Source organism: Leptotrichia sp. HSP-342 (assembly GCF_041199995.1).
Taxonomy (GTDB): Bacteria; Fusobacteriota; Fusobacteriia; order Fusobacteriales; family Leptotrichiaceae; genus Leptotrichia; species Leptotrichia mesophila.
In genome coordinates this window covers 708,898-725,273 of the sequence record NZ_CP165646.1, presented here as the reverse complement: position 1 = coordinate 725,273, position 16,376 = coordinate 708,898, and the positions used below count along the sequence as shown (strand labels likewise).

Annotated in this window: 14 protein-coding genes and 2 tRNA genes; 14 read left to right on the top strand and 2 right to left on the bottom strand. The window is 29.1% G+C overall.

From position 1 onward, the window contains the following. The first annotated feature begins 136 nt into the window (after positions 1-136). The 11 genes from AB8B23_RS03655 to AB8B23_RS03605 all read left to right on the top strand — a co-directional run bounded on the left by AB8B23_RS03655 (position 137) and on the right by AB8B23_RS03605 (position 12,593). On the top strand, positions 137-316 hold the full coding sequence (locus AB8B23_RS03655) for a hypothetical protein (RefSeq protein WP_369713480.1): 180 nt from the start codon (positions 137-139) through the stop codon (positions 314-316). Between the two features lie 882 nt (positions 317-1,198). Then, positions 1,199-2,869, top strand: a complete 1,671-nt coding sequence (locus tag AB8B23_RS03650) for a formate--tetrahydrofolate ligase (RefSeq protein WP_369713479.1) — start codon at positions 1,199-1,201, stop codon at positions 2,867-2,869. 15 nt (positions 2,870-2,884) lie between these two features. After that, positions 2,885-3,379, top strand: a complete 495-nt coding sequence (locus tag AB8B23_RS03645; protein WP_369713478.1) for a pyridoxamine 5'-phosphate oxidase family protein — start codon at positions 2,885-2,887, stop codon at positions 3,377-3,379. Positions 3,380-3,417: 38 nt separating this feature from the next. Then, the gene (locus AB8B23_RS03640) at positions 3,418-4,974 is read left to right on the top strand and encodes a hypothetical protein (protein WP_369713477.1); all 1,557 of its coding nucleotides are present in this window, start codon (positions 3,418-3,420) and stop codon (positions 4,972-4,974) included. After that, entirely contained in the window at positions 4,967-6,043 is a 1,077-nt protein-coding gene (locus AB8B23_RS03635; protein ID WP_369713475.1) for a DGQHR domain-containing protein, read from the top strand. The genes AB8B23_RS03640 and AB8B23_RS03635 overlap by 8 nt, the downstream gene beginning before the upstream one ends. Beyond that, on the top strand, positions 6,044-7,264 hold the full coding sequence (locus AB8B23_RS03630) for a MalY/PatB family protein (protein WP_369713474.1): 1,221 nt from the start codon (positions 6,044-6,046) through the stop codon (positions 7,262-7,264). It begins immediately after the preceding gene. A 339-nt stretch (positions 7,265-7,603) separates the two neighbouring features. Beyond that, the gene (locus AB8B23_RS03625; RefSeq protein ID WP_369713473.1) at positions 7,604-9,253 is read left to right on the top strand and encodes a L,D-transpeptidase; all 1,650 of its coding nucleotides are present in this window, start codon (positions 7,604-7,606) and stop codon (positions 9,251-9,253) included. A gap of 63 nt (positions 9,254-9,316) precedes the next feature. After that, complete coding sequence (locus tag AB8B23_RS03620; protein WP_369713472.1) at positions 9,317-9,874, top strand: hypothetical protein; 558 nt, start codon at positions 9,317-9,319, stop codon at positions 9,872-9,874. 92 nt (positions 9,875-9,966) lie between these two features. Further along, positions 9,967-10,992, top strand: coding sequence for a L,D-transpeptidase family protein (locus AB8B23_RS03615; protein ID WP_369713471.1), 1,026 nt, complete (start codon positions 9,967-9,969; stop codon positions 10,990-10,992). Positions 10,993-11,151: 159 nt separating this feature from the next. After that, the gene (locus tag AB8B23_RS03610; RefSeq protein WP_369713470.1) at positions 11,152-11,871 is read left to right on the top strand and encodes a queuosine precursor transporter; all 720 of its coding nucleotides are present in this window, start codon (positions 11,152-11,154) and stop codon (positions 11,869-11,871) included. Positions 11,872-11,888: 17 nt separating this feature from the next. Then, positions 11,889-12,593 (top strand): radical SAM protein, encoded by a 705-nt coding sequence (locus tag AB8B23_RS03605; RefSeq protein WP_369713469.1) that lies wholly within the window; start codon positions 11,889-11,891, stop codon positions 12,591-12,593. Positions 12,594-12,604: 11 nt separating this feature from the next. On the opposite strand, the gene AB8B23_RS03600 is transcribed toward AB8B23_RS03605, so the two are convergent. After that, entirely contained in the window at positions 12,605-12,988 is a 384-nt protein-coding gene (locus tag AB8B23_RS03600) for a hypothetical protein (RefSeq protein WP_006804821.1), read from the bottom strand. A 734-nt stretch (positions 12,989-13,722) separates the two neighbouring features. Then, positions 13,723-14,607, bottom strand: a complete 885-nt coding sequence (locus tag AB8B23_RS03595) for a fructose bisphosphate aldolase (RefSeq protein ID WP_369713895.1) — start codon at positions 14,605-14,607, stop codon at positions 13,723-13,725. A 326-nt stretch (positions 14,608-14,933) separates the two neighbouring features. Here AB8B23_RS03595 and AB8B23_RS03590 point away from each other — a divergent pair. The 3 genes from AB8B23_RS03590 to pfkB all read left to right on the top strand — a co-directional run bounded on the left by AB8B23_RS03590 (position 14,934) and on the right by pfkB (position 16,372). After that, a tRNA-Leu gene (locus AB8B23_RS03590) sits at positions 14,934-15,019 on the top strand. Positions 15,020-15,076: 57 nt separating this feature from the next. Next, positions 15,077-15,161 (top strand) — tRNA-Leu (locus AB8B23_RS03585). Positions 15,162-15,454: 293 nt separating this feature from the next. Beyond that, positions 15,455-16,372 carry a 1-phosphofructokinase gene (pfkB, locus tag AB8B23_RS03580; protein WP_369713468.1) on the top strand — a complete coding sequence of 306 codons (918 nt, stop codon included), beginning with the start codon at positions 15,455-15,457 and terminating at the stop codon, positions 16,370-16,372. Positions 16,373-16,376 lie beyond the last annotated feature (4 nt).

The window sequence follows — 16,376 nt, the reverse complement described above, 5'->3', positions numbered from 1 at the left end:
TTAAAGAAATATAGAATACACCTTGTATTCCAACATAAAATATTGTAAAATAAAAATATAAAAACATAAGCAGTTAATACATAAAATGAAATGATAATTTGACATGGATATTTAAAACAGAAGGAGATGGTATGCGATGTTTAAGAAAATTTTACTGATGGTTATTCTTGCGATGTCTGTTGTGGGATGTACTGCAGAGGATATAGACATTTGGAGAAATGCAGATCGGAGAGCTGCTGAAAGAGGAGAAACATGTTATCAAAGGGCTAACGGTGAATATTACTGCAAGGATAGATACGGAAACATAACATACTAGCTATGTGTGATACGGAATAGATTAAATGAATAATAGCAGTTTAAAAACAATGAATTTGAAGGACAGGGGGCTTTCCAGATGGGGGAATGTGTTCCTGTCTTTTTTGTTTAAATATCGGATTTATTACAAACTTTTCTGATAAGGGGTATAAATCTAATATTTTCAAATAATTAAAATATAATTTTCATTTTTCAATCAGATTCTAGTATAAATAATCCGTCGGAGCATTTTTCTGTGCTAGCAAAACTGTCGTTTTTTGTCAGTGCAGAAAAATGTCGTAGACTAGCCATAGATTGTAGGATTTGCGGCAATGAGCAATCCTACGAAAATAAAAAGAAAAAACATAGTAATATGAAAAAATATTTATTAATCAAAATATCTAAAAAATAATTTAATTTAATGATTATGAATTGGCTATTAAACAACCCTATTATGAAAATCTTGTATGGATACTTAAAAATTAGATTCACAAAACTACCAAATTAATTGTTATAAAATTTTATCTCTATTTTGACTGTTATCTTTAATATAATTTAATTTTCCGTTATTTTGCACTCTTCCAAAAATGAAGGTTAAATCTCGTATTTACTCTTGTAAAGACAGGTTTTTTAAAAAATGGAAAAGATGAATTGCTGTTAAAAATGTTGACAATTATAAAAAGATATAATATGATGTATTTATGAGAAGATGATGTTATTTAGAATTGTAGGTTAATTTAGGAAAATAACCTCACTTATAGAAATTAGTAACTAATATAAATTTCTAAAGAAAAAGTTAAAAAATGAACAAATTATAAATGAATATCGGAAAAGTCTTTTAATTAACAATTCACGGCTTTTTCGATTTTTATATAAATAATAAAAAATATAGGAGGATGTTAGGATGACGGATATTGAAATTGCTCAAAATGCGAAATTGAAAAAAATCGGTGAGATTGCAGAAAGTATTGGACTTACAGAGGATGATTTTGAGCCGTACGGGAAGTATAAGGCTAAGGTTAGTTTGGAAGTATTGAAGAAAAATGCAGGGAAAAAAGATGGGAAATTGATTTTAATGACAGCTGTTACTCCTACGCCTCCGGGGGAAGGAAAGTCTACTGTTACTGTTGGATTGACTCAAGCATTGAATAAGTTTGGATACAAGTCGATTGCGGCACTTAGAGAGCCGTCTTTAGGGCCTGTGTTTGGGATGAAAGGTGGAGCTGCTGGCGGTGGAATGTCGCAAGTTGTGCCTATGGAAGAGATAAATTTGCATTTTACAGGGGATATTCACGCAATTTCTGCTGCTCATAACTTGATTTCTGCGTGCATTGACAATCATATACATTTTGGAAATGAACTTGATATTGATGTGAATAATGTTACTTTTAAACGTGTGCTTGATATGAATGACAGAAATTTAAGAAGCATTGTCGTTGGGCTTGGACCAAAAGTGAATGGTGTACCTCGTGAGAATTCGTTTCAGATAACAGTTGCTTCAGAAATTATGGCGATTTTCTGTCTTGCTGACTCTATTACTGACTTGAAGGAAAGAATAGGGGAAATAGTTTTTGCATATAACAGAAAAGGGGAAATGCTAAAAGTTAAGCAGCTTGATATTCAAGGGGCAGTAGCGGCATTGCTAAAAGATGCGATAAAGCCTAATTTGGTACAGACTTTGGAAAATACGCCTGTATTTATTCACGGTGGACCTTTTGCGAATATTGCACATGGATGTAACTCGTTACTGGCTACAAAAATGGCATTGAAATTGTCGGATTATGTAGTTACGGAAGCTGGATTTGCGGCTGATTTGGGTGCTGAGAAATTTTTGGACATAAAAGCTAGGCTTGGGAACTTGGAGCCAAATGTTATTGTAATCGTTGCGACAGTTCGTGCGTTAAAGCATCACGGCGGAGATAAGGACTTGAAGTCAGAAAATATCGAAACATTGACAAAAGGGCTTGTAAACCTTGAAAAACATATTGAAAGCATGCAAAAGTATAACTTGCCAGTTGTTGTGGCAATTAACAAATTTATAACTGATACTGACGCTGAAATTCAAGTGATAAAAGACTTCTGTGCAAAAATGGATGTGGAAGTTGCCAACTGCGAAATCTGGGAAAAAGGTGGAGAAGGTGGAAAAGAGCTTGTGGAAAAAGTTATGAACGCCATTGAAAAGAATGAAAAATCAGATAAAAAATACACTCCACTCTATGATTTGAACTTGTCAATTCAGGAAAAAATTGAAAAAATTGCAAAAGAAATTTATGGAGCGGATGGAGTAAATTTTGCCCCGAAAGCACTTAATAACATAAAAAAATACGTAGAAAATGGCTATGACAAATTGCCAATATGTATTTCAAAAACACAAAAATCATTGTCAGATAACCCAAATCTACTGGGACGACCAACAGGCTTCACAATTACAATCAATGAAGTAAGATTATCAGCTGGAGCAGGATTCTTGGTAGCAATGGCTGGAGAAATTATAGATATGCCGGGATTACCGAGAAAGCCAGCGGCAGAGTTAATTGACATAGATGAAAATGGGGTAATTTCAGGATTATTTTAGAAAAAGGATACAAAAATGGGAAATACAAAAGTAAAAATGCGAAGACGGGACAGAGAAATTACAGACAACGAAAAAATAAAGGAAATTATAAAAGCCTGTGACTGTTGCCGTCTTGGCTTAAACGATAACGGAAAAGTCTACATCGTCCCACTAAATTTTGGCTTCACTGAAGAAAACGGAAACTATACATTTTACTTTCACGGTGCAAGAACAGGACGAAAACTTGATATAATAAAACAAAATAACTACGTAGGATTTGAACTTGATACAAATCACAAAATTTACACGAAAGGCGATAAAGCCTGCAATTATACCGCCAGATTTCAAAGTATAATCGGAAATGGGAAAGTTAAGATCATTGAAGACTCACAGGAAAAAATGAAGGCTTTGCTGGAACTGATGAAACATAATACTGGAAAAACAGAATGGGAGTTTGACGAGCAAATGCTGAAGGCAGTTTGTGTGTTTAAACTTGTAGTTGAGGAGATGAGCTGTAAGGAGCATGAGTAGAGAGGCGAAAATCTTTTTAAATATTTATTAGGAGAGCTATGGAAAAAATAAAAAAATTTACAAATAAAGTTATAGAAAATTTAAAGTTACGACAAAAAGAATTGAGAGATACATCATTTGAAATTCAAAAAATATTCTCTGATATTTTGGCAAATGAAAGAGTTATTGTCACATGCAGATTAAAAAGTGAAAATAGTTTAAAAGAAAAAATTGTTAGAAAATCTCTTCACGAAAGATTCAATAGTGAAAAAGAATTAATTGATAAATTAGATGATATTATTGGAATAAGGATAGTTTGTTTGTTACATGATGATGAAAAATTAATCTTTGATAATTTGAAGTCAAATTTTACTGAAAACGAAAAATATTATATAAAAGAAATAGGAAAAAGTCAAATTAAATTAGAAAAAATTACGTTACCTGCTGTCCAAAAAAATAACCATTCTATTTATAAGGTCAGTGGAAGTTATATCAATATAGAAAAAAAAGAATATAAATTTGAACTTCAAATAAAATCATCAGTACATATGTTATGGGGAGAAATTGAGCATATGTTATTTTATAAAAATTACGAATATCATATAGGAAAAAATTTTTATACAGTTATTATGGATTCAATATACAATAGTTTACTAGAAATTGATAAGCAGTTATCTGAAATAAAAAATGAGATGCAAAATAATAAAAATTCTTTTCAAGAAATAAAACGTATATTGGCTAGATTTTTATACACAAAATTACAAAATGAAATTCAAAAAATTTTTGATTTTGAAATAGATTTGATAGATTACTATGATTCAATAATTGAAATTAAATTAAGGGAATTTGAAATTAATTCTCTAGAAGATTTTAATATCAATTTTTCTAAAATTATGTTATATATTAATAATATAAAATCTGAACTTCTTATAGAATTTATAAAAAAAGATAAATTTGAAAATTTAAAATTAGATTTAGAAAATCAAGATTTAAAAAATAAAATAAAAATAGCTATCAAAGAAAAAAATAAAGAAATTTATTTTCGTATATTTAGTTTTTTATTTTCACAAGATAAGAATGATGAAGATAAAAATGAAAACATTTTAGAAGAAATTACAGATTTCTATTTTAAAATTTTAATGTATGACATGGATGAGATACATAATAGAGATGAAATAAAAGATAAAAATTTTACAAAGAATATATTAAATAATTATATCTTATACACTATAGAAAATAGAAATATATCTTGGCCGTTTAAAAATTCTAGTTATGTAATAGAGATAATGGATAATCATTTAGATTTTATTGCTTGTATTGATACTGAAGGAATTGATGATATTGAAAAAGAAAATCTTTCTACAATAATAACAGATTTATTAATTTTGAAAACAAATATAGATAATAAACTTTTAGTATCAAAAGAGCTACTAAAGAAAATATTAGAAAATATAAAAAAAATAGATAATGATATTTTTACAGATGAATTTGAAAATGAATTTAGTATTATAGTAAATAAATTTGAATTTAAAAAAGATATTTCTAAGAAATTAAAAAAACTATTATCTATGGCAATTTTATCAGATAATGAAGAGGTGAATTTTTATAATGAATAATAAATTAGAAAAAAAATATTTAAAAATTAATCAGAGGGATTTTGTAATGTATACCACTGTAATAACTGTTGAAGAATTATTAAATAATACATATATAGAATATTATAATCCTGACAATGAAATGGGGTACCAAAGACAGTTAGTTACCTCACATTACAAAAAAATTAGTAAATTTCTTAAAGAAACGAGTAATCCTATTATGCCTGATGCTATAATTTGTGCTATAGACAAAAAGGATATTGAAATAGATAATAAAAAATCAATATTAATATTTCATAGTGAACTTAGAATTGTTGATGGGCAACATAGAAAAGAAGGATTTAAATATCTTTTTGAAAAAAATTCTGATCAAAAGGAAAATTTTTTAAAATATGAAATTCCAATGATAGTTTTAGTGATTGAGAGTGATAATGACAAGATTATAGAAATTGAAACATTTGTTAATATAAATAGCAAAGGAAAAAAAGTAAAGACAGACTTAGCAATAGAATTAAGAAATAAGTTAAGAAATGTGAAAAAAGAAAGGTTTGAAGATAAGAATGATTTTATAGAATCGTTAGCAACAAAAATAGCAAAAATTTGTAATGAACAAGAAAATCAACCATGGAAAAATAAAATTAAAATGGCTGAAGAAATAGCTAAAAAACCAATAGGATTAAATACTTTTAAACAAGCAATAAAAAGTGTTATAGATTCGTATATTAATATGAAAAATATTGATTTTAAAAGAATAACAATTGATGGAGAAGATTATGAAGAGTTAGTACAAAAAATATCTAATTTATTTATTGAAGCTTGGAAAGTAATTTTTGAAAAATGGGAGGAAGCATTTAGTAGTTACATAGATTATAATATAATGAAAAGTGTAGGTGTATATTCTATAAATGAGATATTATCAGAGACTGTGAATGTTGATGAAGCTGAAAGTTTAAAAAATTTTAAAGAAAAAATACAAAAGAGTAAAAAAAATTCAAATGTTTGGAGAAGAGGAGGAATTTTATCAGGATATTCTTCAGCACAAGGATTTAAAGAGGTAAAGAAAATAATTTTATCAGAAGAGGAAAAGTAAATGTCAAAAAAATATGATTTTGAAACAATCCTAAGCAGAAAAGGGCAAGGTTCGTACAAATGGGAGCAGATGTATGAAGTGCTTCCAGAGCTGGAAGATGATATTGTTCCGTTTTCTGTGGCGGACATGGAATTAAAGATTGCTCCTGAGATAACAGAAGGAATGAAAAAATATATTGATGAAGCCGTTTTGGGGTATTCGGGGACTTATCTGAAATATTATGAGGCTGTTATAGGCTGGATGGAGAGAAGGTACGGTTTTAAGGTAGAAAAAGACTGGATTTTGTGTACTCCTGGCGTGGTTTCAGCTATATATGCTGCGATTAAAGCTTTTGCGAAAGAGAATGAAGGTGTGATTACGTTTACTCCTGTTTATTTTCCGTTTTATAGTTCAATTACTTCAAATAATAGAAAATTGGTGGATTGTGGATTAGTTGAGAGTAAAAATGAGAATGGTGAAGTCAAGTATTCTATTGATTTTGAAAAATTTGAAGAGTTTGCAAAAGATAAAAATAATAAAATATTGCTTTTGTGCAGTCCTCATAATCCGCTTGGGATTGTGTGGAGCAGGGAAGATTTGGAAAAAATTGGAAAAATTGCAGTTGAGAATGATTTGATTGTGATTTCTGATGAGATTCATTCTGATATTGTCATGGCTGGTCATAAACATACAGTCTTTCAGACTTTATCAGAAAAATTTGCTGAGATTACAATAACATGTACTGCCCCTACAAAGAGTTTTAATCTAGCTGGAGCAGGAATCTCAAATATAATTATCAAAAATGAGAAATTACGTAAAAAATTCAAGGCTGAAATAGAAAAAATGTCAATGCATGTTTTTTCAACATTAGCATATAAAGCATGTGAACTGGCTTATACAGAGTCAGAAGAATGGTTAGATGAATTTTTACTGTTAATTGATAAAAATCAGAAATTGGTAAATAAATTTTTTGAAGAAAGATTTGTAGATTTGAAGGCACCGCTAATTCAAGGAACTTATTTACAATGGCTAGATTTTCGGCCATTGGGGCTTAAAAATACAGAACTCAAGGAATTTATGAATAAAAAATCAAAAATATTTTTTAGTGAGGGATATACATTTGGAAAGGCTGGAGATGGATTTGAGAGAGTAAATCTAGCTGTGCCAACTAAATATTTGGAGAAAATGCTGGAAAGACTTTATGAAGTGTTAAAAGTGGAATTTCCAAAATTTTGTAAGTAAAAAATTAGAATTAAAGTCAAACTCAAATAATATAATTTTTATCTAAATCTATAATTTATTTAGTTCTGGTGGAATAATTTTAGTGAATTCTTGCTATAAAATAAAAATTTTATTAGAAAATAAAAGTAAAATTTAATTTATGTTTTACATTTTTATAGATATTATGGTATAATATAGCAATGAATTTAAAATTGAAATGAATTTCAAATTTTTGAGATAATTTTTTCTACTTAAACAATAATAAAAAGGACGGAGAGATGAAGATGGGAAAGGCAAGTAGCTTATTGGCTTGTAAATTGAAATGTCATAAAAAGAGAATGATGAATAGGAGGGGAAATTGTGACAAAAAAACTAGATAATATTATTGAAGCTGGAAAGGAAAAGATAAAAATAAAAAAATGGAGAAAAATTGGGCTGGCAGCATTGATTAATACTATTGTAGGATTTAATGTAAATGCTCAGCCATTGAATCTGCCTAAGGAATATTCTGAAAATATTTCAGTTGAAGGACATGAGAAGGAAGTATTTGATTACGATTTTAATAATGATGGAATTAAAGAAAAAGTTGTCGTAACATATAATTCAAAAAATGACTTCATAGAAGCTGTAGTTTCAATATACACAAATCAAGATGGAAAGGATATGCTTACATATCAGATAACATTTGACAAGAAGTTCAGTATTATGGAACTTCAGGCAATGCAGAAAATGTTTGACAAGGTAAAGGAATATTATCCTGAATATTCTAAGAACATTCAGCTTGGAGAAACTAGATATATAGTGATTTATGGAGATAACAGAAGAGGTGACATAATATTTGATAAGATAAAGTTTAATAATCATACTCCAGAAAATACAAATAATTTTTTATTTATAAAAAAATCAGCAAGCTTGTTGGAAGCTCCAAATGGAAATGCTGTAGCTCATTTGGGATTTAGTGAAAAACCTGAAATATTATTTGATATGGTATCAAATGGAGTAAATTCAAATGCAAAATGGTATTTCACAGAATTTACAAAAAAAGGTGATACTAATGTAACTAGAAAAGAAAAAAAAGATAAAGATGGTAAAGTAATAACAGAAAATCCAACAACTGTTAGAGGATTTATCGCAGGTGGAGAAGGTAACGTTTCTGAAAGAGGTTTCTATTGGGATAAAATGATTAATAGAATTGAAATTGTAAATAATTTCATTGATACTGCATTAAAAGCAAAGGAAGATTTGTATATTATTACAGAGTACAAGCCCCTATCACGTGATAAGCCTAGTGAAAAAGATAAATTTGGTAACAAAAACAATCAGAGTATTGTAGGATATACAAAGTCAAACAAGGAAGGCGAAATAATAAATATTCCCGATCAGACGATTTTTAAAATAATCGGAGAAGAGAACAATATGCTAAAAATTGAAACGCCATTTTATGGAGGACCTTATTTCATCGAAAAAACAGAAGGTACATATCAAAAGGCAGAAAGCATAAAAGATCAGGTAAATAAATTTGTAGCAATTGATCCCCATAGCCAAACTGAAGCACTTTTTCAAAGAAATCCTGAAACAGGAAAATATGAAGTTGTAACATATTCATATGTAACTACTGGAAAAGATGGATATGGATCTTATGAAACTCCACATGGAGCATTTCTTATAGCATTTACAAGACCGTATATGACATTTACAAGAAAAGCAAGAGGAGGGGATAAGACTATTCCTGGAAGATCTGATCTTGCTGTAGCTGGAAGTGCTAAATATGCAGTAAGATTTAGTGGTGGAGGATATATGCATGGAATTCCGACAGGATTTAATTTCAAAGGTTCTACCTTGAATACAAGTGTAGCTCAGAAAATAGGAACATATAAGGATTCCCATAAATGCGTAAGACACTTTGACGATCAGATTGAATTTATTGTTGGATGGATAAATGCAGACAGTAAAATTAAGGACAGAGATAATACAATACCTGAAGAACCTGTAATAGCAGTAGTTTTATAATATAAAGTTATAGGACTTGAACAATTGTTCCTGATTTTAAAATAAAAAGTAAGGAGAAAATATATGATGAAAAAAGTAAAGTTACAAAAAACTAAATTTTTAATAATGGCATTAATGATGATTTCAATGGTATCTATTAATGGTTTTTCTGCTAAAAAAGCTAAAAAAGAGATTGAATGGAAACAAATTACATTAGAGCCAGATTTAGATGGAGATGGAATTAAAGATAAAATAGAGGTTGAATATGCAGAAGATGGAAATGATATACATCTTACATTTATTCCCTATATATTTAATGATAAAGCAAAATTTGTTAAGGGAAAATCTATTGAAAAAACAATGAGCAGAGGTGATTTTGAAACAAAATTTGATACGTTTATAAAGACATTTATTGCTGAATATCCTAAGAAAAATGGTACTCCTCAACCTGTAGCAAAAGAATCAAAACCTGAAGAATCTGTTACCGAAGTTACTCCAGTTACAGAAACTCCATCTATAGAATCAAAACCTGAAGAATCTACAGTAACAACAACAACTGATAATCAAATTAATGATGCAGAAAGAAAAAAAAAAGCGAAAGCAATCTTGAGAGAGATAAGAAAGACAGCAGTGAAACCATAAAAAGTTCGTATGTGTATATCAAAAAATATTCTTCTAACAGACCTAAAAATCTGACATTTAATTTTCAATATGACAAGCATTCTCCAAGAGAAATGGATGAATTTGTTTTTGTAAAAGAAGCAACAAGCATAAGAAAAGAACCAAATTCTAATGCTAAAGTCATAAAGTCAGCAGCATATTCTCATAAATACAGAACAACAGGAATTGTTAAAACTAATACTGGAAATAAATCAGATGAATGGTATGAAGTATTTTTTGACAATCAGCTTGGGTATATTCCAAAATCAGCTGTTGAAAAACGTGAATTTGACTGGAACGATATGATGAAAAAAGTTGATAAAACAAATAAGTTTATAAGAGAAGCCGTTAGTGCCAATAAAAAAATATATGTCTTAGATGATTATGTTCCACTTGGAGGAGGGGAATCAGGTAAAAGAGATAAATTTGGAAATCGTGCTAATCAAAGTGAATTTGGTTATACAGATAAAAGTTTTAAGGATTATATAAATATTCCAGACAGAACTATTATGATTGTGGAAGAAGAAAATGATAAATACGTAAAAGTTAAAATAGATGCCTATGATAACGGTACTTATTACTTAAAACCTTCTACAAAAAGATATTTGAAAGATGCAGGAATTACTGGCGAAATAACAAGATTTATCTATGTTGACAGAGCAAGTCAAAATGAAATGATTATAGAAAAAGCAGGAGATAAGTGGAATGTAGTAACTTCTTCATTTGTAACTACTGGAAAAGATGCTGGAAATTCATTTGCCACACCTTATGGAACTTTCTTAATTGCTTATTCTAAACCTGTAATGCAGTACACAGGTTCAGATAACAAGACAGTTGTAGGAGATGCAAAAAATGCTGTAAGATTTAGTGGTGGAGGCTACATGCACAGTATACCATCGGTGTTTGAACCAAAAAATACAAGAGAGCAAAGAAAAGCTGCAACAGCTAAAAAAATAGGAACTTATCCAGAATCTCATAAATGTATAAGACATTATGATGATCAGATTAAGTTTATCTATGACTGGTTAGGAAATTCGACACCTGGACATTCAGAAGGATTTAGGGTGCCTAGTGTTCCTACAGTTATGCTAGTTAAATAATAAATTAAAAATTAATTCAGATGTTTGGGAAAATCCATCTCTAAAAAAAACCTTTTGGAAACACATATTATTCAAAAGGATAGTGTGTGTTTTTTATTTGTCTAAAAAAATAGGGAAAATTTAATTAAATAAAAAATAAAAATTATAAGGAGGAAAATTTTGGAATTTTTTAGAAACTTTCAGTTTGGAGTAAATGAATTAATGTGGTTAGGATATTTGTTACTTAATTTTACAGCGGTTATCTTGGCTTATAGATTTTGGGGAAAGGCAGGATTGCTTTCAATTGTACCACTTTCAATAGTTATCGCAAATATTCAGGTTGGGAAGATGATGACCTTGTTTGGTGTGGATACGACAATGGGAAATATTGCATTCGGTGGGATTTATTTAGCATCAGATATCCTTTCTGAAAATGAAGGGAAGAAGTATGCTAGAAAAGTAGTTTCACTAGGATTTGCCTCAATGCTGTTTACAACTTTTATTATGCAAATTGTCCTAAAAATACAGGTAGCACCGTCTGACACTATGCAAGGGGCTTTAAGTCAAGTATTCGGGTTTATGCCGAGATTAGCAGTTGCGAGCGTAACTGGATTTGCAGCTTCACAGGCATTTGACATCTGGTCTTATCAGGCAATCAGAAAATTGCGTCCAGACTTTAAAGATATTTGGATTAGAAATAATGCAAGCACTATGTTAAGTCAAATACTTGATAATATAGTATTCTCGTTTATGGCATTCTTAGGAGTTTATTCAATGAAAGAAATAATTGTAATTATATTTTCAACTTATTTTCTAAAAGTAGTAATTGCATTATTAGATACGCCATTCGTATATATTGCAACAATTTGGAAAAATAATGGAAAAGTAAGTGAAGAATAATAAGAAAAGGAATAAAGATGATAAGATATAGTGTAATAAAAGAAAAAAATCCTAGAGAAATAGTGCTTTTAAAAGGATTCAGCTGTGCATATGGAAAATGTGCATTTTGTAATTATATTTTGGATAATACAGATGATGAAGAGGAAATGAACAGAGTAAATTTGGAGGCGATTAATCAGATTACTGGTGAAAAAGGAGTTTTACAGGTTATAAACTCTGGCTCTGTTTTTGAACTGAACGATTTTACACTTTCTAAAATTAAGGAAGTTTGCAGTGAGAAAAATATAAAAATATTGTATTTTGAAGCGTATTTTGGGTATATAAACAGACTTAATGAAATTAGGGAATATTTTAATGAGCAGGAAGTACGGTTTGCTATTGGAATGGAAACTTTTGATAATGAATTTAGAACAAAAGTGCTTACCAAAAATTTTATTACAAATGATAAAGTTTTGGAAAAAATAAAAAAAGAATATAAGATGGGACTTTTTATGATTTGTATAAAAGGTCAGACAAAAGAAATGATTTTACGAGATATAGAACTTGCTCAGGAGTATTTTGATGAAATAGCCTTAAGTGTATTTGTGAATAATGATACAAAAGTGGAGCGGGATGAAGAACTTGTAAAATGGTTTTTGACAGAAATTTATCCAGAGTTAAACAAAAAGAAGAATATTGAAATTCTTGTGGACAATAAAGATTTTGGAGTATATGTACAATAAAAAAGGGGGGATTATTCCCCTTTATTTTTTGAAACTCCAATTCCGTTTTCAAACATATCAATTTCATTTTCCAGTTCCTTTAAATCACTTTGGACATAATGCTCATTGTCAGTTCCAAGTCTAAAAGTACGAACCAGTGGATTATTTTTATGATTTACTTCAAACATGTATTCTTCCACAACCATTTTTTTCCGATTGTTAGTCAAATCATCTTCAAAATCTATAACAAGTGTCACATTCAAATCAGAAAGTTCACTAATATCTATTCCTTTTTCATTCACTAAATAGTTCAAAATACTTTGCTTTATTACAAATTCAAGTTCTTCTTCAATTATTTCACGTGGTTTTTCAATATTTTGCGTTAAGTACAAAATAGCCTTATCTAAAAAAATCATAATTTTTCCTTTCTTTTTAATGAATTATATAAATTTATTCCTAGACATTCAATTAAGTTATTTTTTAAATTTTTTTTAGAGTTTTTTGTTAATAATAGTTTTTTCCTTTATTTTTATGTTTTTTTATTTCTTTAAAGCAAGGGAAATCAATCGCCATTTCCCTTGCAACCCTGGCTCGTCTAAGCATTTTTTAGTTTAATTATAATGGTTAATTTAACTAAAACAAAAATCTCGGAAATTTATAACAAATATTATTTTTAACAAATTTTGATTAATTTTCATTAAAAAAGTTTAAATTATAATCAAGTAAACTTTTTTAACTTTTCGACGGAGCTTTTATTTGTTCAACTACGACTGTAAGGAAGAGTTTTGGAGTTGGACAAATAAAAGTCGGAGTCTAGCCATAGGTATTGCGTAGCAATCTTGCCACAATTTTAATTATCAGGATAAACCTTTACTGCAAGATAAGGATTTGCGGCAATGAGCAATCCTGCAAAAATATAAAGAGAAAAAACATAAGTAAAAATAGTAAAAACTGTTATTAACAAAAAAATATAAAAAAAATTTAGAAATTAACTTAATTGACAATTATAAAGAATAAATTTAATTTAAATAAATCAACTTTATTATATAATTTTTACAATATTTTAGCAATACAATTTCCAAAAATAAAAACTGACTCATCTTTCTTAAAACAAGCCAGTTCTTATATTCAATTTATTTTTTGTAAAAAATTATTTTACTGAAGCTTCGTAGATTCCTTCGATTGTTGCTTCTAAAGTTTTGTTAAATTCTTCGTCACTTTGCTGTGCTGACAATCCTTCAGTTAATGCTCTTGAGAAACTTGCGATTATTCTTTTATTTTTTGAAAGAATTTCATTTGCTTTTTCTCTTGGGTAACCTCCTGATAATGCTACTACTCTTACAACTCTTGGATGTTTTGTCAAATCTTCATAAAAGTTTTCAACTGTTGGCAATGTTACTTTTAACATAACATTTGAAGTTTCAGGCAATTTATCAAGATGCTTTTTGATTTCGTTCTTTAATATTGTTTCACATTCTGCTTTATCAGTATTATGAATATCTACTTCTGGTTCAATTATTGGAACAAGTCCTGCTGCAATAATCTTATTTGCAAGGTCAAATTGCTGATCTACAACTTTTTCAATTCCTGTTTGTGATGCCTTTTTTATAACAGAACGCATTTTTGTCCCAAAAATATGTCTATCGTTTGCTCTTTTCAAAAGTTCATCCAATTCTGGCATTGGTTTCATTGTTTGAACACCATTTTCTAATTCTTCAAGTCCTTTGTCAACTTTTAAGAATGGCAAGACTCCTTTTTCTTCCCACAAGAAATCCGCTGTATATTTTCCATCGATTTTTCTATCCATAGTTTGCTCAAATAAAATAGCACCTAAAATTTTTGTATCATTAAAAGCTGGACTCTTTATAATTCTAGTTCTCATTTTATGAATCAAATCAAACATCTCTGCATCATTTGAATATTCATTTTCATCAATTCCATATAATTTCAATGCTTTCGGAGTGCTTCCTCCACTTTGATCTAGTGCTGCAATAAATCCTTTTCCATTTCTCATTTTTTCCAATTTTTCGTTCATCATAGCTGTCCTCCTCATTTAAAATTCAGAATTTTAAAAAATTCCTTTATATATTTTTATCATAGCACTTTTTTCAAAAATGTCAATAAAAATTTATAAATAAAAAATAATAATCTATAAATATTATTTCAACCTAAAAAACGTATTTTTTAAATTAGGCATTTTAATTTCCTATTCAAATTATCCTTTATCATATCTTAACTTATTTCTTTATTTTATTTACAAATCTTTTTGTTATTTAAAAACTTATCTAGAAATCAAAATAATCAAGCAGTTTAATTTGACAATTATAGCTTTTCTGTGTATAATAAATGTAAACTAAAAATGCGAGTGTGGTGGAATTGGTAGACACGCTATCTTGAGGGGGTAGTGGCTTTTAGCCGTATGGGTTCAAGTCCCATCATTCGCACCATTTTTATTTTAAAACAAAATTACTTATTTTTTTACAATTCTAAAGCTATTAGATTTTGCGAGTGTGATGGAATTGGTAGACATGCTATTTTCAGAGGGTAGTGGCAGTAGCCGTACGGGTTCGACTCCCGTCACTCGCACCATCAAATAACAGCAATCATATCTTTAATTTTTTTCAAATTTTTAATTTTTTATAATTTATGATTTTCTTATGCAGAATTTATTTTTAGATTTTTTTAGAATTATGCTAACAAAATCTGGATAAATTTAAAATTTTATGAAAAAATTATTATACATAACTCTAGAAATACATCACGAAAAACAATTATTTGAATAAAAAAAATATTATTATTTTATTTGACTTTTAAACTGGCAAATGATATAAATATATAGTAAAAAATAAGATATTAAAAATTTAATTTTAAGGAGGAAAACGATGATTTACACATTGACATTGAATCCAGCATTGGACTATGACATGTATCTGAAAGATGATTTACAGGCTGAACATTTAAACCTTGCTCATGAAGTTAATTACAGAGCTGGTGGAAAAGGAATTAATGTTTCAAAAGTATTGAAAAATCTGGATGTGGAATCTACAGCAATTGGCTTTGTGGCTGGATTTGTTGGAGATTTTATTATTAGAGATTTGCAAAAAGATAACATTAAATCTGAATTTGTAGAACTTGAAGGAAATACTAGAATTAATGTAAAAGTTAATGGTAACGACAAGGAAACCGAACTTACGGGAGTTTCACCAGAAATTACATCTGAAAAATTGCAGGAACTGACTAGTAAAATTTCTGATTTGAAAGATGAAGATATTCTTGTACTTTCAGGAAGTATCCCTGCTTCAGTTAGTAGCAAAATTTACAAAGAATTATCTGAAAATGTAAAAGCCAATGTGGAAATTGTGCTTGACACAAGAGGAAACTTACTGCAGGACAATATTCACAACAACCTTTTTGTAAAACCAAACATTCACGAACTAAGGGAAATGTTTAACGAAAAATTGGAAACAAAAGCTGAAATTGTGGAAAAATGTAAATTCTTTTTGGACAAAGGTGTAAAAAATGTTATTCTTTCCAGAGGCGGCGAAGGTGCATTGCTTTTAAACAAAGACTTTGTACTGGAAGCATCAGTTCCAAAAGGGCAGCTAATTAATTCAATCGGAGCGGGAGACTCTATGGTTGCAGGATTTATTGCTGGATTTGTAAAAGGGCTTTCTCCAGAAGATTCATTTAGGCTGGCAGTCGCTTCGGGAAGTGCAACAGCTTATTCTTACGGACTTGCAGAAAAAGATTTAGTAAATAAATTATACAGCGAAATTGAAATTACAAAAGAAACTTTCTAAAATA

Bases quoted from the DNA above. Each gene is read 5' to 3' on its own strand.
- AB8B23_RS03630 (WP_369713474.1), top strand. From the start codon at position 6,044: ATGTCAAAAAAATATGATTTTGAAACAATCCTAAGCAGAAAAGGGCAA.
- AB8B23_RS03655 (WP_369713480.1), top strand. From the start codon at position 137: ATGTTTAAGAAAATTTTACTGATGGTTATTCTTGCGATGTCTGTTGTG.
- AB8B23_RS03615 (WP_369713471.1), top strand. From the start codon at position 9,967: ATGGATGAATTTGTTTTTGTAAAAGAAGCAACAAGCATAAGAAAAGAA.
- AB8B23_RS03635 (WP_369713475.1), top strand. From the start codon at position 4,967: ATGAATAATAAATTAGAAAAAAAATATTTAAAAATTAATCAGAGGGAT.
- AB8B23_RS03650 (WP_369713479.1), top strand. From the start codon at position 1,199: ATGACGGATATTGAAATTGCTCAAAATGCGAAATTGAAAAAAATCGGT.
- AB8B23_RS03595 (WP_369713895.1), bottom strand. From the start codon at position 14,607: ATGAACGAAAAATTGGAAAAAATGAGAAATGGAAAAGGATTTATTGCA.
- AB8B23_RS03605 (WP_369713469.1), top strand. From the start codon at position 11,889: ATGATAAGATATAGTGTAATAAAAGAAAAAAATCCTAGAGAAATAGTG.
- AB8B23_RS03640 (WP_369713477.1), top strand. From the start codon at position 3,418: ATGGAAAAAATAAAAAAATTTACAAATAAAGTTATAGAAAATTTAAAG.
- AB8B23_RS03620 (WP_369713472.1), top strand. From the start codon at position 9,317: ATGATGAAAAAAGTAAAGTTACAAAAAACTAAATTTTTAATAATGGCA.
- AB8B23_RS03600 (WP_006804821.1), bottom strand. From the start codon at position 12,988: ATGATTTTTTTAGATAAGGCTATTTTGTACTTAACGCAAAATATTGAA.
- pfkB (WP_369713468.1), top strand. From the start codon at position 15,455: ATGATTTACACATTGACATTGAATCCAGCATTGGACTATGACATGTAT.
- AB8B23_RS03645 (WP_369713478.1), top strand. From the start codon at position 2,885: ATGGGAAATACAAAAGTAAAAATGCGAAGACGGGACAGAGAAATTACA.